At 28.8% G+C, this 14580-nt stretch carries 13 protein-coding genes; 12 read left to right on the top strand and 1 reads right to left on the bottom strand.

The window, feature by feature from the left end; genetic code table 11:
- Positions 1-15: 15 nt before the first annotated feature.
- The 11 genes from G594_RS0101735 (at position 16) to G594_RS0101685 (ending at position 11730) form a co-directional block, all read left to right on the top strand.
- Positions 16-324, top strand: a complete 309-nt coding sequence (locus G594_RS0101735; protein WP_172458910.1) for a PTS lactose/cellobiose transporter subunit IIA — start codon at positions 16-18, stop codon at positions 322-324.
- A gap of 95 nt (positions 325-419) precedes the next feature.
- Positions 420-2624, top strand: a complete 2205-nt coding sequence (gene bglX / locus G594_RS0101730) for a beta-glucosidase BglX (RefSeq protein ID WP_027096975.1) — start codon at positions 420-422, stop codon at positions 2622-2624.
- Between the two features lie 16 nt (positions 2625-2640).
- Positions 2641-4065, top strand: a complete 1425-nt coding sequence (locus G594_RS0101725) for a 6-phospho-beta-glucosidase (RefSeq protein WP_027096974.1) — start codon at positions 2641-2643, stop codon at positions 4063-4065.
- Between the two features lie 288 nt (positions 4066-4353).
- Positions 4354-4908 (top strand): accessory gene regulator B family protein, encoded by a 555-nt coding sequence (locus G594_RS0101720; protein ID WP_051195878.1) that lies wholly within the window; start codon positions 4354-4356, stop codon positions 4906-4908.
- Positions 4909-4930: 22 nt separating this feature from the next.
- Positions 4931-5056 carry a hypothetical protein gene (locus tag G594_RS20615; RefSeq protein ID WP_271806361.1) on the top strand — a complete coding sequence of 42 codons (126 nt, stop codon included), beginning with the start codon at positions 4931-4933 and terminating at the stop codon, positions 5054-5056.
- Positions 5057-5077: 21 nt separating this feature from the next.
- Complete coding sequence (locus G594_RS0101710; protein WP_051195877.1) at positions 5078-6337, top strand: sensor histidine kinase; 1260 nt, start codon at positions 5078-5080, stop codon at positions 6335-6337.
- A gap of 221 nt (positions 6338-6558) precedes the next feature.
- On the top strand, positions 6559-7821 hold the full coding sequence (locus G594_RS0101705) for a sensor histidine kinase (RefSeq protein ID WP_051195876.1): 1263 nt from the start codon (positions 6559-6561) through the stop codon (positions 7819-7821).
- A 284-nt stretch (positions 7822-8105) separates the two neighbouring features.
- Entirely contained in the window at positions 8106-8678 is a 573-nt protein-coding gene (locus G594_RS0101700; protein ID WP_027096970.1) for a sigma-70 family RNA polymerase sigma factor, read from the top strand.
- The gene (locus G594_RS0101695) at positions 8671-9960 is read left to right on the top strand and encodes a hypothetical protein (RefSeq protein WP_027096969.1); all 1290 of its coding nucleotides are present in this window, start codon (positions 8671-8673) and stop codon (positions 9958-9960) included. Before G594_RS0101700 ends, G594_RS0101695 begins: the two co-directional genes overlap by 8 nt.
- Before the next feature lie 80 nt (positions 9961-10040).
- Positions 10041-10547: an RNA polymerase sigma factor gene (locus tag G594_RS19470; RefSeq protein ID WP_081663494.1), complete on the top strand. Its 507-nt coding sequence runs from the start codon at positions 10041-10043 to the stop codon at positions 10545-10547.
- Between the two features lie 19 nt (positions 10548-10566).
- Positions 10567-11730, top strand: a complete 1164-nt coding sequence (locus tag G594_RS0101685; RefSeq protein ID WP_027096967.1) for an anti sigma factor C-terminal domain-containing protein — start codon at positions 10567-10569, stop codon at positions 11728-11730.
- 41 nt (positions 11731-11771) lie between these two features.
- Here the strand turns inward: G594_RS0101685 and G594_RS0101680 are convergent, their stop codons facing one another.
- The gene (locus G594_RS0101680; RefSeq protein ID WP_034865802.1) at positions 11772-12620 is read right to left on the bottom strand and encodes a S66 family peptidase; all 849 of its coding nucleotides are present in this window, start codon (positions 12618-12620) and stop codon (positions 11772-11774) included.
- Positions 12621-12746: 126 nt separating this feature from the next.
- Between G594_RS0101680 and G594_RS0101675 the strand changes: the two genes are divergently transcribed.
- On the top strand, positions 12747-14519 hold the full coding sequence (locus tag G594_RS0101675) for an aminopeptidase P family protein (RefSeq protein ID WP_027096965.1): 1773 nt from the start codon (positions 12747-12749) through the stop codon (positions 14517-14519).
- Positions 14520-14580: the final 61 nt, after the last annotated feature.

Here is a 14580-nt window from a genome sequence, read left to right as displayed (position 1 = left end):
CAAGGAGAAAATATAATGGATCAAGAATTAATAGCACTAAATTTAATATCAAACTCTGGAACAGCAAGAACAAAGGCATTTGAAGCACTTCACAAGGCAAGAGAAGGAAAATATGAAGAAGCTAAAATTTTATTAAAAGAATCTGAAGAAAGTTCTTTACTTGCCCATAATGCACAAACCGAGTTATTACAAGCAGAGGCGAATGGAGATAATTCTAATTACAGTATTATTATGGTTCATGCTCAAGATCATTTAATGACATCCATTTTAGCTAAAGAGTTAATAGAAGAGATGGTAACAATGTATAAAGAATTGAAAAAATAAAATAACTTTAAGGGGTAGAACTACATTTCAAAAAATTTAATGTAATTTCTATTCCTTAAAAGGCTATATAAATAAATATTTAAGGCGGTGTAGCAATGAATAAAGTAGAATTACAAAAAATATTTGATGATTTAACATTAAAAGAAAAAATATATCAATTAGTTCAATTATCAGGAGAATTTTTCAAGTCAGACACTTTAGCAGTAGGGCCAAAACAAAAGTTAGGTATAGATCAAGAAGTAGTAGATAATGTGGGATCAATATTTAATGTATTTGGAGCAGAGCAATTAATAAAGATACAAAAAGAATATTTAGAAAAGAGCAGACATAAAATTCCACTATTATTTATGGCTGATATTATAAATGGCTATAAGACAACTTATCCAATACCACTTGCTTTAGGATGTACATGGAATCCCGAATTAGTAAAAGAAGGTATGAGTAATACAGCAGAAGAAGCAGCAGTTACAGGAATTCACATAACATTTTCACCTATGGTTGACTTGGTTAGAGATGCTAGATGGGGAAGAGTAATGGAGTCTACAGGTGAAGATAATTATTTAAACTGTGAATTTGCAAAAGCATTTGTTGAAGGATATCAAGGGGATTTAAATCCAGATAAAAATATAGCATCTTGCGTAAAACATTTTGCAGCTTATGGAGCACCAGAAGGTGGTAGGGAATACAATACCGTTGATATGTCTGAAAGAAGATTAAGAGAAGATTATCTGCCAGCTTATAAAGCAGCTGTTGATAGCGGATGTGAGCTTGTTATGACATCATTTAACACAGTTGATGGTATACCAGCATCAGGCAATAAGTGGCTTATGAGAGATGTGTTAAGAGAAGAATGGGGCTTTAATGGAGTAATAATTTCAGACTATGCTGCAATTCAAGAACTTATAGCTCACGGAGTTGCAGAAGATGATAGAGAAGCAGCAAAGCTTGGAATAGAAGCTGGTGTTGATATAGATATGAAGACACCTGTTTATTCAAATCAGCTTGAAGGTTTAGTTAAAGATGGGGTTATTAGCGAAGAATTTATTGATGAAGCAGTATGGCGTATTTTAAATCTTAAAAATAAGCTAGGTTTATTTGAAAATCCATATAGAGGAGCAAATATTGATAAAGAAAAAGAAGTAATCTTATCACCAGAAAAACGTAAGCTTGCTAGAAAGATTTCAGGAGAGTCAATAGTATTACTTGAGAATAATGGTGTATTACCACTTTCAAAGGATAAAAAGGTTGCTGTTATAGGGCCATATGGTGAAAGTAGAGTGTTGTCTGGTTCATGGGCTATTAACAGTAATCCAAAGGATGTTATTACTCTTATGGATGCAGTAAAGGAAAAGGTATCAGAAGAGAATTTCACTTATGCAAAAGGATGTGAAATGATTGAAGATAAGTCTATATTAGGTGGATTTGGTAGAGCTGTAGAAGAAGAAAAAATAGAAGTTGATCCACAAAAAGATATGGATGAAGCAATTGAAGCTGCTAAGAAATCTGATATTGTTATTATGGCTTTAGGTGAACATCCTCTTCAAAGTGGAGAAGGCGGAAGTAGAACAGAATTATCTCTAGAAAAGATACAGCTAGATTTATTAGAAAAAGTAAAAGAGTTAGGAAAGCCAGTGGTCTTAGTTGTATTTAATGGAAGACCACTTGTGTTAACTGATGTAGTAGGGAAAGTTGATGCAATTGTAGAAGCATGGTTTCCAGGAACAGAAGGGGGAAATGCAGTTGCAGATGTTATATTTGGAGATGTGAATCCATCAGGAAAATTAACTATGAGCTTCCCAAGGAGAGTAGGGCAAGTACCTCTTTACTATAATGAATTTAATACAGGGAGACCAGTAAAAACTTCTATTCACAATTCAAGATTTACTTCTAGATATATAGATGTAGAAAACAGTCCGTTATATCCATTTGGATATGGATTATCTTACACTAAATATGAGTATGGGGATATTAACTTAAATTCAGATAAACTAACTAATGATAGTGAAATAATAGCTACTATAAAGGTAAAAAATGTAGGTAGCGTGGCAGGATTAGAAACAGTTCAATTATATATTCAAGATATAAAGGGTAGCGTAGTAAGACCAGTTAAGGAACTTAAAGGATTTATGAAGGTTGAGCTACAACCAGGTGAAGAGAAAGAGTTTAAATTCACAATAAATGAAGAAATGCTAAGATTCTATACTGCTAGTATGGAATTTAAATCAGAACCAGGAAAGTTCAAACTATATATAGGATGTAATTCATCAGAAGTTAAAGAAACTAACTTTGAACTACTTTAATTAAGGGGGAGTTAATATGAGTTTTCCAGAAGGATTTTTATGGGGAGGAGCAACAGCTGCAAACCAATGTGAAGGAGCATATAACGAAGGTGGAAGAGGACTAGCAAATGTGGATATAACACCACATGGAAAGAATCGTTTTAAGGTTATGCTAGGTTTAGATAATACATTAGACTTTCATGAAGGAGAATACTATCCAGCTAAGGTTGGTATAGATATGTACCATCATTTTAAAGAAGATATAGCTTTATTTGGAGAAATGGGCTTTAAGGTTTATAGAATGTCTATAGCTTGGTCAAGAATTTTCCCAAATGGAGATGAAGAAACTCCTAATGAAGAAGGGCTAAAATTCTATGAAGACCTATTTAAAGAATGTCATAAATACGGAATTGAGCCTTTAGTTACAATAACACATTTTGACTGCCCTATTCATCTAATTAAGAAATATGGTGGTTGGAAAAATAGAAAGCTTGTAGGCTTCTATGAAAATTTATGTAGAGTTTTATTTACAAGATATAAAGGATTAGTAAAGTATTGGTTAACTTTCAATGAAATAAATATGATACTTCATGCACCATTTATGGGAGCAGGATTATTAATTGAGAATAAAGAAACAGAAATGAAGGATAAATATCAAGCTATTCATCATGAGCTAGTGGCAAGTGCTTTAGCAACAAAGATAGCTCATGAAATTGATCCTAATAATATGGTTGGATGTATGCTTGCTGCAGGAAATACTTATCCTTATACTTGTAAACCAGAGGATGTATGGAAGGCAATGGAAAAGGATAGAGAAGGTTATTTCTTTATAGATGTACAAGCAAGGGGACAGTATCCTAATTATGCTCTAAAGAAGATGAAAAGAGAAGATACTATGCCTGCAATGGAAGAAGGAGATTTAGAGCTATTAAAGAATAATACTGTAGACTTTGTATCATTCTCATACTATTCAAGTAAAGTTGCAAGTACTGAAGAAATGGCTCCAACCACTGAGGGAAATGTATTTGCATCTGTTAAAAATCCATATTTAAGTGCTAGCGAGTGGGGGTGGCAAATAGATCCACTTGGATTAAGAATTACATTAAATTCTATTTACGATAGATATCAAAAGCCATTATTTATTGTAGAAAATGGATTAGGGGCTAAAGATGTAATTGAAGAGGATGGGGCAATTAATGATGATTATCGTATTGAATATATAAGAGAGCACATTAAAGCTATGCATGATGCCATTGAAATAGATGGAGTAGAACTACTTGGATATACAACTTGGGGATGTATTGACTTAGTTTCAGCTTCTACTGGAGAAATGTCAAAACGATATGGTTTTATATATGTAGATAGAGATGATGAAGGAAATGGAACATTAGAAAGAAGAAAGAAAAAATCTTTTGATTGGTATAAAAAAGTTATTTCATCAAATGGTGAAAGCTTAGAATAATATAGAAAGTAGTTCATAAGTTCTTAAGCTTATGAGCTACTTTTTTATTAGATATGTTCTTATATTTATGTTAGCAATGCTAAAAAGTTTGGGAGTTAATTTATATTTAATTTTCGAGTTATATTACATAATAAATGTAATGAGAATGATGTAATATGGGTATAGGAAATGGAAAAGTTATTAATATATAAACACTAAAAAAAGTCGGGGAAATATTTCTAATATATTGTTAAAAATGAACAAAAATAGTATAATAATGTATAATGAAAATTGTTGCAAGGTGTACATATGATTGAAAAGATAACTAAAAGTATAATATGTTATATATCAAAGGATAATAGTTTTATTACAGATCAATTGGAAGAAATAGAATATAACTTAAAAGTTTTTTTATATGAAATAACTAAGATTGTTTTTGAAATTATATTATTTTATATTATTGGATATGGTAAGGAAGCTATTACTATAATTTTTGTTATGGTAATTACAAAACCATTTATAGGAGGATATCATGAAGATTCTCAGATTAAGTGTTTTATTGCAACACTTATAATAGAATTGTTAATAATAATTTTGGCTATAAATAATGAGTTGGATTTGACTAGTAAGTTAGTTTTAGGTGGAATAAATATATTTTGTGTTTATCATAGAGCGCCTGTTATTAATGATAAGATGCCCATGAAGAAGAAAGAGAATATAAGAAGAAATAGAAGGATTGGAGTTTTTAATGTATTAGTTTTAACTCTTTTAACACTTATATTTTTTAGTGCAAGGGTATCTTCAATAATAATGTGGACAATTACTATACAAATAATGTTAATGTTTAATAAAAGAATAAATTAATATTTAGAAAGGAGGTGTTATTATGAAATTAAGAAAGAGCTTAGGGTGTCTAATTTTATTTCTATCAGCTGTGTTTACAATAAATGCAGCATCTATGTTTGGTATAGCTGCAGAAGAAATGCCAGAATCTATGAGAAATAAGAGATAGAAGGTTTAGGAGAGATTAATTTTGACTTTAATTATAGCTGATATAATAAATAGTGTTTTTCAAGCAATGGTATTTGTAATAGTGCCAAATTCTTGTGTTGAAAATAATCATAAAAATAAAAAGAATAAACTTATTTTAGCTGTAGTTTTAGTTTCCTTAGGGTTGCAAATAGTAATGGAATGTATAGGAAACTCAAGTGTAAGTATTATTATGACCCATTTAGCACCGTTTTTTATAGTATGGATGTTCTATAGAGAAGATGGAGTTAGCGTAGCAATATCTTATAATATTTTATATTTAATATGCGGATTAATGGCTTTATTTAGTAGTTTTTTCTGTGAGATTATTAAATCCCAATTTCCAATAGAATATATAGAGATAAGTGCTTTATTATGTGTATATAGTATAAATTGCATATTTATTTTGTTAATTTTAATAAATAAGAATATATTTTATAAGATATATAGAACAATAAAAACAAGAAATATATCTATTGTATTTCTTATTTTGTTAACGTTTTTTTTAGATCTACTTCTAATTTTTACTAAAGTTATAAATTCTAGCAAAGAAGTTATATATACAAGTTGTGTATTAATAATAATAGTATTAGTTTTTATAGGAGCAACATTATATTTTGCAGCAATAGAAAGAAGAGCAAGAGAAATCGAGAAATTAAATAATGCTTTAGAAGGAAGAATAGAAGAGTTAAGAAAAGTAAAGCATGACTATGGGGCACAAATTTCATATCTTTATGGATTGCATTTAATGAAGCGTTACGAAAGAGCAGGAGAGCTATTAAAAGATATAATTAATGGACATAATAGTATAAATGATGCAATAGAAATATCAAATAATTCAGATTCAGTAATATCTATTATTACTAAGGGAATTAAGCACAATGGCATAAATATAATATTAGATGAGCAGGCAGATTTGAATAACATAGATATAACAGAATTTGAACTACAAAGAGTGTTATCAAATATTATTAGCAATGCGGTTACTGCAATGGATGGACAAGGTACGTTGGCTATTAGAACATATGAAAATTTTAATGATATAATAATATGTGTTAGAAATAATGGCCCTATGATTGGAAATATAATTATAGATAAAATATTTGAATCTGGCTTTTCTACTAAAAAGAATATTAATAAAGAACATGGATTTGGATTAGCTATAGTTAAAGAAACAGTAGAAAAATGTAATGGAAAAATATCAGTAACTAGTGATATTGAAAAAACAGAATTTATTATAATATTACCAAGAAAAAAGGTGTAACTTAGAAAAGAGAATCTAATGCAGGATTCTCTTTTTTGTTTATGAATAAAGTTGTGTTAATTTTACAATATTAAAAAAGTTTATTAAGTATATGTGAATTTTAAAAAATGATATAGAAAACAAAATATTTATGTCGGAAAAGATATGTTTTTGTTGACATAAGCTGCTATAAATGGTATTAATGAAGTGCAAACGATATAACAAGTTTAGGGGGATAGATTTTGATTTTAAATATAACGGACATAATAAACAGCATTCTTCAAGCAGTTGTATTTGTAATATTGCCTAATTATTGCGTAAAGGATAGATATAAAAGTAAAAAGGGTAGAAGTATATTAGCTGTTAGTTCAGTATGGCTAGGATTACAAATAGTAATGAAATTTATGGGTAACTCAAGCATAAGTATTATAATGAGTCATTTAGTACCTTTTGTTATTGTATTGATGTTTTACAGAAGGGATAAAATTAGTGTAACCATATCCTATAGTATTTTGTATTTAGTAGGTGGATTATCAGCCTTAATTAGTAGTAAGCTTTATTGGGCATATATTCAGCCTATGTTGCCTAAAGAGTATATAGAACTAGGAGTAGTGGTGTTTATATACGGTATAAATTATATACTTTTTTTATTAATTCTTATGAACAAGAAAATATTCTATAAATTATATAGAACAATTAAAAGTAGAAATATATCAATTATATTTTTAGTTTTATTGACAGTATTTTTAGATTTACTTCTATCTTTTGATAAGATAGTTAATTGGAGTGATGACCCTATATATAGAGGTTATGTATTTGCAATAATAGTATTAACTTTTGCAGGTGCAACATTGTATTTTGCTTCAATAGAAAAAAGGTCAAGGGAGATAAAAAAGTTAAATGATTCATTAGAAGAAAGAATAAAAGAACTAAATAAGATAAAACATGATTATGGAGCACAAATTTCATATTTATATGGATTACATTTAATGAAGCGTTATGAAAGAGCAGGAGAGTTATTAAAGGATATAATTAATGGACATAATAGTATAGATACAGCAATAGAAGTATCAAATAATTCAGATTCAGTAATAGCCATAATTACTAAAGGAATTAGACAAACAGGTATTAAGGTTATATTAGATGAACATGCAGATTTAAATGATATTGAAATGGCAGAGTTTGAATTACAAAAAGTTCTTTCTAATATTATTAGTAATGCTGTAACAGCAATGAATGGACAAGGTATATTAGCTATTAGAACATTTGAAAAATTTAATGATATAGTTATATGTATTCAAAATAATGGACCTATGATAGAAGATGAAGTAATAGATAAAATTTTTCAATCAGGATTTTCTACTAAGGATAATTCTAATAAAGAGCATGGGTTTGGGTTAGCCATAGTTAAAGAAACTATAGAGAAATGCAAAGGTAAAATATCAGTAACTAGTGATATTGAAAAAACAGAGTTTATTATAACTATACCAAGAAAAGATAAATAAGTTTATTGGAAATCGCTTTGCGATTTCTTTTTTTGTATATAAAAGTATAAAATTTTAATTGCCTACAAATTAAAGGAGTTATTATAATTTCTTTACAGTTAGTATGAGAGGGATGGATATTTGTTTCTATGTGACTTGGAGTACAGCGACGGAACAAGCAAAATAAATATCTACCCCACCTTTTTTATTTGAGAAGATATTTAATAAAGTTATATAAAAATAGTGTAAGATTTAATTAGGATATTCGTTATTAATAGTAGAGGCCTCTTGAAAGGAGTTTTTGTATGAAAATAAATGAAGAAAATTATTTAATAGAGCTCTGTAAGAAAAATGAAAAGGCATTAGAGTACATCATAGACAAATACTCTGCTATTGTAAACGGAGTTGTAAGAAAGGTATTACTTCCTTTAGAAAACAATGGGTTAATAGAGGAATGTATATCAGATATTTTCTTTAGTGTTTGGAATAACATAGGCAAGTTTAGTGGAGAAAATGAAAAATTTAAAAATTGGATAGCAGGAATTAGTAAGTACAAGGCTATTGATTATTATAGAAAGTATAGTAATGAAAAGTATAAGACAAGTGATATAGACAAGCATAATTTACAGGATAGTCAGTCTATAGAGGAAGATATAATTATAGGAATTGAAACTAGAAAGGTATTGGATTTAATAAACTTTCTTAAAGAGCCAGATAAAAGTATATTTGTTATGAAGTTTCTATTTGGATATAGTTCTAGAAAAATATCAGAAAAGTTAGATATAGGGGAAGGGACTATAAACACTAAGGTGAGTAGGGCAAGGAAGAGGCTTAGAGCTAAGTATACTACTTTAGAGGAGGTAGAAAATTATGAGTAATGATAATGATATATATAAAGTGTTAAATGATATAGAATTTGATATAACCTCAGAAATGGAAATACCTATGGATGATATTCAAAAGAAAAGGCTTAAGAAGCAATTAAAGAACAGAGTAAGTAGTACAAGAATGTCAAAGAGATTAAAGATTGCTTTAGTAGCTAGTTTAGCAGTTGTATTTATGTTGGTTTCACCAATGGGAAGGAATGTAGTAGCTAAGATAAAAGAAGCTTTATTTTTTAATCCAGGTTTAGGATTAGTTAGTACAAGTGAGGAAGTATACGTATTAAAGGAGCCTATAGTAACTAAAATTGATGGAAAAGAAGTTTTGATAAAGAGTGTAATTAGCAAAGAGAATGAAGTAAGCATAGGGATTTGGATAGAATATGATTTTAATAACTCAAAAATAGAAGAAGAAAAGTATATAAATTCTTTAAAGGATAAGTTCAGTATAAGACTTCCTAATGGAGAGTTAGTAAAAACAGAGATGTATTCAATAGGAAGTGGTGGCATAAGGAGTTCTTTTAATCAAAGCTATAAAACTGAAGGGATGGTTAAAGAGTTTACTTTGGTAAGTGATAATAAAGATGTTATTAGTATTTCATTAGTAGAAGGAGATAAGTTATATAAATATAGTGATGTTGGAGGAAATAGTAAAGATAGTGGAATTATGATTGGAGGTAATAAGTATATTTTTGAAGAAAATACTTATATATCTCTATGGAATAAGGAAGATATTAATATTCAATCTAATATTTTTTATCCTAAAGATTACTTTTCAATTTCAGACGATAAAGGTAAAGCTTATAATGTAAATTCTTCTAACTACTCAGGACAAGGAAATGAGTTTGTAATAGGCGGAGAAGTAAAATCAAATTTAAATATTAATATAAATAGAGTAGAGGTAGACTATAACTTAGTAAATATGCCAAAGATAAAAGTTAAGATTCCTGAAAAAGGAGAAACAATAGAGGTAAATAAAGAGATTTATTTAGAAGATATAGACGAAAAAATTTTATTGAAGTCCATAAAAGGAACAGAAGAATCAGTAGAACTATATTTTGATGTAAATAAGTTTAAAAAGGAAGATTCACAGATATTCTTATTAAATGCGAATTTCCGCAATCATGGTTGTAGTGGTTCAGCAGATGGTTCCCCTATAATTATGAATTTTGATTATGAAGACTTAAAACTATCAGAAAGAATAACTGGAAGGTTAGATTTCCAGATTGGTGGAGTAGATTTATATAAGGATGGAGATTGGAACTTTAAAATAAGATAAGGTTAATTAGTAGTAGTCTACAAAATAAATAATAGGCTACTATTTTTATTATATATCTTTATCCGTTATATAAGTGAGGGGTGGTGGTGATTATTGAGAGGCAAGTATTAGATACTTTGTATAAAAAATATTCAAATCAAATTTATCTTTATATATATTCCCTCTGTAAGGATAATCTATTGGCACAGGATTTAATGCAAGACACCTTTTTTAAGGCATTAATATCGATGGAGAGTAGTGATGAAGATATTTTACATTGGTTATATAAGGTTGCTAGAAATCTTTATATTGATCAGTGGCGAAAAAGGAAAAGATATATTGTTCAAGGAATCGAAAATATTGATATCTACAATGAAGATGATGTAATAGATAAATTACTAGTTGAAGAGCAAAAGATGATATTATATAAAGCTATATTAAAGCTTTCTACCAAGGAAAAAGAAGTAGTAGAGTTGTATTATTTTAGTGAATTGAACCAACAAGATATTAGCAATCAGCTTGGAATGTCGCTAGGAAATATAAGAGTAACCTTACACAGATCAAAGCTTAAGCTAAAGAAAATAATTACTGACCATAAGGATCTATAAAGTTAGGGAGGAGGATTTTATGGGGTATAAGGATATATTGAAAAAGTATAAAAGTGGAGAGTTAAATGAAGGGGAAAAAGCTAAAATAGAAGAAGAGATAGAAAAAGTTGAAGCTATAAATGAATATTTGAATGATAAAATTGATGAAGAATTATTTGGAACAAATAAAGTAGAAGAATATAATTTAGATGAAATGGGAAAAGAGCAAGATGAACTAACTATTAATATAAACAAAGCTATTAATAATAAGTTAAAAAAATATGCAATAATAGTAGCAAGTTCAGTAGTTACTTTTATTATGTTTATATATATTATCTTATCACCAATTATGAATTTAATATTCTATAATCCAGCTAAGGAGATTAAAGTGAATAATGGCTCTATTAATCAAATAGCTATACCTATATTTGCATATATGGATTTACATTCTGTGGATAGAGGATTTATTTATAAGCCCAAAATTGAAAAAGAGGGCTTTGGTAAGTATCAGATTACGTTAGAAACGCAACTAGATTCACATTTTGAAAAAAGAACAGCAACAATAAAAAGAGGAAGATTAGTAAATGAAGGTGATTACGGTTTTTTATATCCTGGAAGTGGAATGAAATGGGGAACATTTTCTTTTAATAGACAGGTAGGAAGTGATTATAAAAGTGAAGATAGAGCAAGGGAAATATTTGATGATTTAAAACCAACAACTAAAGTAAAGGTGGCTATTTCTTTTAAAAATAATATTACTGTAAAAGAGTTGTGTGATTATATGAAAAAGTATGATAAGGTAGGCTTCTTCTATGCACCAGTAAAAATAAGTGAAGTTGGCTATCAAGGGTACACTGGAATTACACTAGGCAGATCAGGATATGGAATGACTAATTTTTATGATAAAGAAAAATATCCATACCTTGATTTATTACAGTATGATGGTGTTGATATACCTCCAGAGATTTACGAAGAACACTTTATGACATTACTAAATTATATGAATGACCAAAAGAAGTTTAATAAGGTTATTAGAAGTTATTTTGATTATGAAAGTATAATATCCTATGTAGAGCAGTATGGAATATATAGCTATGGGGTAGTGGTAAAGGGAACAGTAGAGGAAGTTAAGAAGCTTATGGAAGATGAAAATTATGATGATATTTTTGTTCTAGATACCTGGTTAACAAGTTATACAAATTAGAAAAAAGCATGGCTATAATTAGTCATGCTTTTTATTGTAAATTAATTATTCTTAACTAATTTAATTTCTTTACCAATAGCCATACATTTAGAATTATTTCCATGACCGATATCCTCAGTTTTAACTATAGGCATATTTTTATCATTAACAATTTCTTTAACTAATTCCTCAATAGTAGGATTATAATTATTTTTCTCCATTTCAGTAAAAGTTCCAAGTATAATTCCGTTAATTTCTTTAAATGCTCCCATAAGCTTTAACTGAGTTAAAAAAGTTCTCATTTTAGCAACATCTCCACCAAGACTTTCAAGTAAAAGTATTTTACATTTGAAGTTAGGCATATATTTAGTTCCAGCTAGTTTTAAAGTACATCTAATATTACCTCCAATAACTATGCCCTCCATAGATTCTCCTTGAATCCATCTATAATCAATATTAAATAGATCATTATTAGAATCTTTAATAAAGTTACTAAATCTATTTAAGTTTTCCTTGTTAGCGACAATATGCCTAACTTGATAAAGGTAAGAAGTGTCACCAACTTGGGAATATATACTGTTTAAAATTACTGATAAATCACTATATCCTATAAAAGGCTTAGGATTATTTTTTATAATGTCAAAATCTATATACTCCAAAACTTCGTTAGCTAAGTCCCCACCAGAAACATCAAAAATTGCATCAATCGAAGAATCTTTATATAGTTTCATTAATTCTTTTCCACGTTCCTTGCCACTACCACTAGAAAGCCCATCATCTTTAACATAAATAGCTGAAGATAGGATTACATTTAACCCAAGAGAGCTAAGAATATCTAAAAGTTTATCTAGTGTAGGTCTTGCACTTTCTTGAAGACCATTTGAACAGCTTATTATTGCTACATTTTTCATTAAATTCACCTTCTTATAAAAGTTTTTATTCTATAATATCATAGTTTGTCATTTATCCTATATTTTTATTGATAGAATATTAATTAATTGTATAATAGAACTATAATTTACAATCATTGGGGAGGACTGAAAATGAGTAATTTAAATAATTTAAGAGAAGTCATGAAAAAAGAAAATGTAGATTATTACATAATTCCAAGTGGTGACTCACATCAAAGTGAATATGTTCCAGAGTACTATAAAGGAAGGGCTTATGTATCAGGATTCACAGGTTCTGCTGGTACTTTATTAGTTGGGATAGAAGAAAGTTATTTATGGACTGATGGAAGATACTTTATTCAAGCAGAAAAAGAACTTAATGGTTCAGGAATTAAGCTTATGAAGATGAATATACCTGGTTATCCAAGTTTAATTGAGTGGATAAAGAATAATGTTAAAGAAGGAAAAACTTTAGCTTTTGATGGAAGTACAATCTCTACTAATGAGTATAAAAATTATAAAGAATTGTCAGAAAAAAATGGATTTAATATAAAGATGGATAAGGACTTTTTAAATGAGATTTGGAGTGATAGACCAGAACTTTCAAAAGAAAAGATATTTATCCATGATATAAAATATTGTGGAAGATGTACTAGTGAAAAGTTACAAGAAGTGAGAGATGAAATGAAAAAACTAGAGGGAGAAAACTATGTAATTGCCTCCTTAGATGATATAGCTTGGCTATTTAATATAAGAGGGAATGATATAGCTTATAATCCTGTAGCTTTAGCTTATGCTTTAATAAGTGATAATGAAGCAGTGCTTTATATTGATGAGGAAAAGGTAGCTAATGATGATAAGAGAAGATTAGAAGCACAAGGTGTAACTCTAAAGCCATATAATGATATTTATAAAGATATAAAGAATGTAACTGAATCTATTATTATTGATGGTGCTAAAGTTAATGGAAAACTTTATTATTTAATTTCAGAAGATGTGAAAATAATAGAAAACTTAAATATTACAACATCTCTTAAGGCAGTTAAGAATGAAGTTGAAATAAAGAACATGGAAGTTTCTCAAGTGAGAGATGGAGTAGCCATGGTTAAGTTTATTAAATGGCTTAAAGAGAATGTAGGAAAAATAAATATGACTGAGATATCAGCATCAGATAAGCTTGAAGAAATAAGAGCTAAGGGAGAGTACTTTAAGGGATTGAGCTTTAATACAATAGCTGGTTATAAAGACCATGCAGCAATGATGCATTATTCAGCTACAGAAGAAAGCCAATATGAATTAAATAGTGAAGGAATGCTACTTATAGACTCAGGAGCTCAATATTTAGATGGAACTACTGATATAACAAGAACATTTATATTAGGATCAATAACTGAAGAAGAGAAGAGAGATTTTACTTTAGTATTAAAATCTCACATAGCCCTAGCTACAACTATTTTCTTAAAGGGTACTAATGGATGTAACCTAGATGCTATAGCTAGAAGACCATTATGGAAGTATGGTATGGATTATAAATGTGGAACAGGTCATGGTGTTGGATTCTTTTTAAATGTTCATGAAGGACCTCAAGGAATAAGGCCTTTTTGTAATACTATAGCACTTGAGCCAGGTATGATACTTACAAATGAACCAGGAGTTTATAAGGAAAATAAACATGGAATAAGAACAGAAAATACTCTATTAGTTACTAAAGCATTTAAGAATGATGAAATGGGAGAATTCTATAAGTTTGATACTATTTCATATTGCCCAATTGACTTAGAAGGGGTAGATGTTTCTTTATTAGATGAAGAAGAAAGAGAATGGTTAAACAATTATCATAGAACTGTTTATGAAAAGTTAAGTCCATATTTAACTGAAGAAGAAAAGAAGTTTTTAGAAAAGGAAACAAGAAGTATTTAAATAATAGAGATTAAAAAGAGAAATCCGTGAGGATTTCTTTTTTTATAAGTTTATCTTATGG

The organism is Clostridium paraputrificum AGR2156 (genome assembly GCF_000424025.1).
Classification (GTDB): domain Bacteria; phylum Bacillota; class Clostridia; order Clostridiales; family Clostridiaceae; genus Clostridium; species Clostridium paraputrificum.
This window is presented reverse-complemented; position numbering and strand designations above follow the sequence as displayed.

What these genes read in the sequence shown, in the direction of transcription:
- G594_RS0101725 (WP_027096974.1), top strand. Translation starts at nt 2,641, where the DNA reads ATGAGTTTTCCAGAAGGATTTTTATGGGGAGGAGCAACAGCTGCAAAC.
- bglX (WP_027096975.1), top strand. Translation starts at nt 420, where the DNA reads ATGAATAAAGTAGAATTACAAAAAATATTTGATGATTTAACATTAAAA.
- G594_RS0101735 (WP_172458910.1), top strand. Translation starts at nt 16, where the DNA reads ATGGATCAAGAATTAATAGCACTAAATTTAATATCAAACTCTGGAACA.
- G594_RS20615 (WP_271806361.1), top strand. Translation starts at nt 4,931, where the DNA reads ATGAAATTAAGAAAGAGCTTAGGGTGTCTAATTTTATTTCTATCAGCT.
- G594_RS0101700 (WP_027096970.1), top strand. Translation starts at nt 8,106, where the DNA reads ATGAAAATAAATGAAGAAAATTATTTAATAGAGCTCTGTAAGAAAAAT.
- G594_RS0101685 (WP_027096967.1), top strand. Translation starts at nt 10,567, where the DNA reads ATGGGGTATAAGGATATATTGAAAAAGTATAAAAGTGGAGAGTTAAAT.
- G594_RS0101695 (WP_027096969.1), top strand. Translation starts at nt 8,671, where the DNA reads ATGAGTAATGATAATGATATATATAAAGTGTTAAATGATATAGAATTT.
- G594_RS0101720 (WP_051195878.1), top strand. Translation starts at nt 4,354, where the DNA reads ATGATTGAAAAGATAACTAAAAGTATAATATGTTATATATCAAAGGAT.
- G594_RS0101680 (WP_034865802.1), bottom strand. Translation starts at nt 12,620, where the DNA reads ATGAAAAATGTAGCAATAATAAGCTGTTCAAATGGTCTTCAAGAAAGT.